The sequence below is a fragment of the Propioniciclava sinopodophylli genome (assembly GCF_004324755.1).
Lineage (GTDB): Bacteria > Actinomycetota > Actinomycetes > Propionibacteriales > Propionibacteriaceae > Propioniciclava > Propioniciclava sinopodophylli.
This window is the reverse complement of record NZ_SDMQ01000028.1, coordinates 1-2,222: the sequence shown is the minus strand read 5'-3', so window position 1 is coordinate 2,222 and position 2,222 is coordinate 1. Positions and strand designations below refer to the sequence as shown.

General features: G+C 67.0%; 2 protein-coding genes and 1 pseudogene. 2 read left to right on the top strand and 1 reads right to left on the bottom strand.

Going from position 1 to position 2,222, the window contains the following annotated elements; genetic code table 11:
• Positions 1-261: 261 nt before the first annotated feature.
• The gene (locus tag ET989_RS14575) at positions 262-576 is read right to left on the bottom strand and encodes a GNAT family N-acetyltransferase (RefSeq protein ID WP_241656378.1); all 315 of its coding nucleotides are present in this window, start codon (positions 574-576) and stop codon (positions 262-264) included.
• A gap of 114 nt (positions 577-690) precedes the next feature.
• Between ET989_RS14575 and ET989_RS14570 the strand changes: the two are divergent.
• A pseudogene (locus tag ET989_RS14570) lies at positions 691-1,209 on the top strand (transposase); the annotation flags it as partial.
• Positions 1,210-1,796: 587 nt separating this feature from the next.
• A complete protein-coding gene (locus tag ET989_RS15865; RefSeq protein ID WP_206662403.1) occupies positions 1,797-2,192 on the top strand; it encodes a transposase in 396 nt (131 codons plus the stop codon).
• The last annotated feature ends 30 nt before the right edge of the window (positions 2,193-2,222 follow it).

The window sequence follows — 2,222 nt, the reverse complement described above, 5'->3', positions numbered from 1 at the left end:
GTGCCGTCCTGAACGGCATCTCGCCTTCCTGGCCCGAGCGAGCGACGTGGACTCCCACAACCGCCCTGCTGGCAGCACTGGCTGGGCGAGCTCGCCGGGACGGCTGAGACGTTCCTCCGAGCGGCATGACCGGATGTATCTGACCGAAGCGGACAGTTCAACACCTGCTCGGGCGGGCCTCCCTCGGGGCGGCTCCCAGGCCACGGGAGCAAGGCGCAGTCCGAGTGGCCCACCGCGTGGAGCGCCACTCGGACCTCGCTGTCAGCGTTGCTGGAACCCTGCCCGGGTGTAGAGCGCGAGAGCCGCTGGGGAAGTGCCCTCGCCGACGCGCAGTGAGAGGGTGGCATCCTCGGCCCGCGCGCAGGCGTGCACCGCGTCGTCGAGCAGGGCTCGGCCGACGCCCATGCCTCGTACGTCGGGATGCACGAAAAGGTCGATGATGAAGGGCCCGTGCAACTGGGGGTCCCAAATCGACTTACCTACCACCAGGATCGCACCGACGGGTCGGTCCTCGAAGGTGGCGACCCGGGTGAGATCGTGGCGCAGTGCGCCGAACTCTCCAGTGAAGGGGCTCATCACGAACGAGGGTGTAGGGGTGGCTTGAGGGGGGCGGGCGCGTCGGTCCGCGGATGAGGGTCGAGGTCTTCCGAAGATGGAAGTTCTCACACTGCCCATCTGGAAGACCTCGACATGCCCAACGCTACCTTCGTTCGCCCCGACCTGACCACGTTCACCCGGCTCGATGAGCTCGGCCTGGAGGTCGTGGGCCAGTACGTCGAGCCGAAACGAGCGGTCCTCGCGTGCCGGATCGCCGAGGATGACCAGTGGTGTCGACGGTGTGGCTGTCAGGGCGTTCCCCGGGGGACGGTGGTCCGCCGGCTGGCGCACGAGCCGTTCGGCTGGCGGCCGACGGTCTTGCTGGTCACCGTGCGCCGGTACCGCTGTAGCGAGTGCGGGCACGTGTGGCGCCAAGACATGAGCAAGGCCGCCGAACCGCGGGCGAAGCTGTCCCGACGCGCGCTGCGCTGGGCGTTGGAAGGACTCGTGGTCGCCCACCTGACCGTCGCCCGGATCGCTGAGGGTCTGGCGGTGTCGTGGAACACCGCCAACGACGCCGTCCTGGCCGAGGGCCAACGCGCCCTGATCGATGATCCCAAGCGGTTCGACGGCGTCCGCGTGCTCGGCGTCGACGAGCACGTCGTGCGCCACGAGGCGCTGTTGTATCGGATGGAGGTGGGAGACCTGCATTGGTTGGCCGTCGTAGCGGCCAAGTGAAGCTGACGGCAGCCTGTCCTGGGGGAACGCCTGGGGTGGGTGGGAGCAGCCGTGACAAAGTCAGGACGGTCCAGTACTACCGGATGGGCCGTGTCTGGTGAGCAAGACGGGAAGGTGTACGAGAGGAACCGGTGTCGTAAAGCCTCTTAATCGTCGCCCAGCTCTAACCCGGTGGATCGGGGCTGGTTTGCGGTGCGTAACCGCTTGTCGGGGCCGTCGCTGATGGTCGTGGCGGGTGGGGAACTGTCGGAACGGTGGTATGTGTCGGGTCCGGCAGGTCGTGGTGAAGGTCTACGGCGTAGCCACGACGATGCCGCAGGGGTAAAGCCGGATGCCTCGCCCGTCAACCGAACAACAGTGAACGTGGGAACCATCCGCATTCCGCTCCCCGCTTCTTGGGGATAGGTGCGTTGCCTGCCGAAGGGTGTGGGTGGGGCGGAGCCGCCGTAGTACTCCGAGCCGGGAAAGCCGGTCACATGGGGAAGGGCGGCAGTGAGAGAAAGCAGAAGAAGGTGAATGTAATGTCCGAAGACGCGCCGGTGAATGTCGGCGCCTCCGGATGGCCCAGCGATGCTCGGGCCTATCTGGGGGTACGGAGGCCATCCCCGCGGCGCAGCGGGAGGCACGACCAGATCGCCAAGCTGGGCCGCACCCTCAAGCAGTGGAGGGACGCCTTCCTGGCCTACTTCGACACCGGCCGCGCCAGCAACGGCGGCACCGAGAGCATCAACGGGCTCATCGAACTCCACCGCCGCATCGCCCGCGGCTTCCGCAACCGAGACAACTACCAGCTACGCATGCTCCTCATCGGCGGCGGACTTGGGCTGACCCCGTTTCGTAGGTCCGGTCGTTATGCGAGTCGTCCTGTTGCCCGCGGTGGCGGGCAGGGAGACTGGTCAGATCATGACGAACAGTAGGAAGCGTCACACTCCGGAGCAGGTCGTCCG

Coding starts and splice junctions, on each gene's coding strand:
- ET989_RS14575 (WP_241656378.1), bottom strand. CDS start 576: ATGAGCCCCTTCACTGGAGAGTTCGGCGCACTGCGCCACGATCTCACC.
- ET989_RS15865 (WP_206662403.1), top strand. CDS start 1,797: ATGTCCGAAGACGCGCCGGTGAATGTCGGCGCCTCCGGATGGCCCAGC.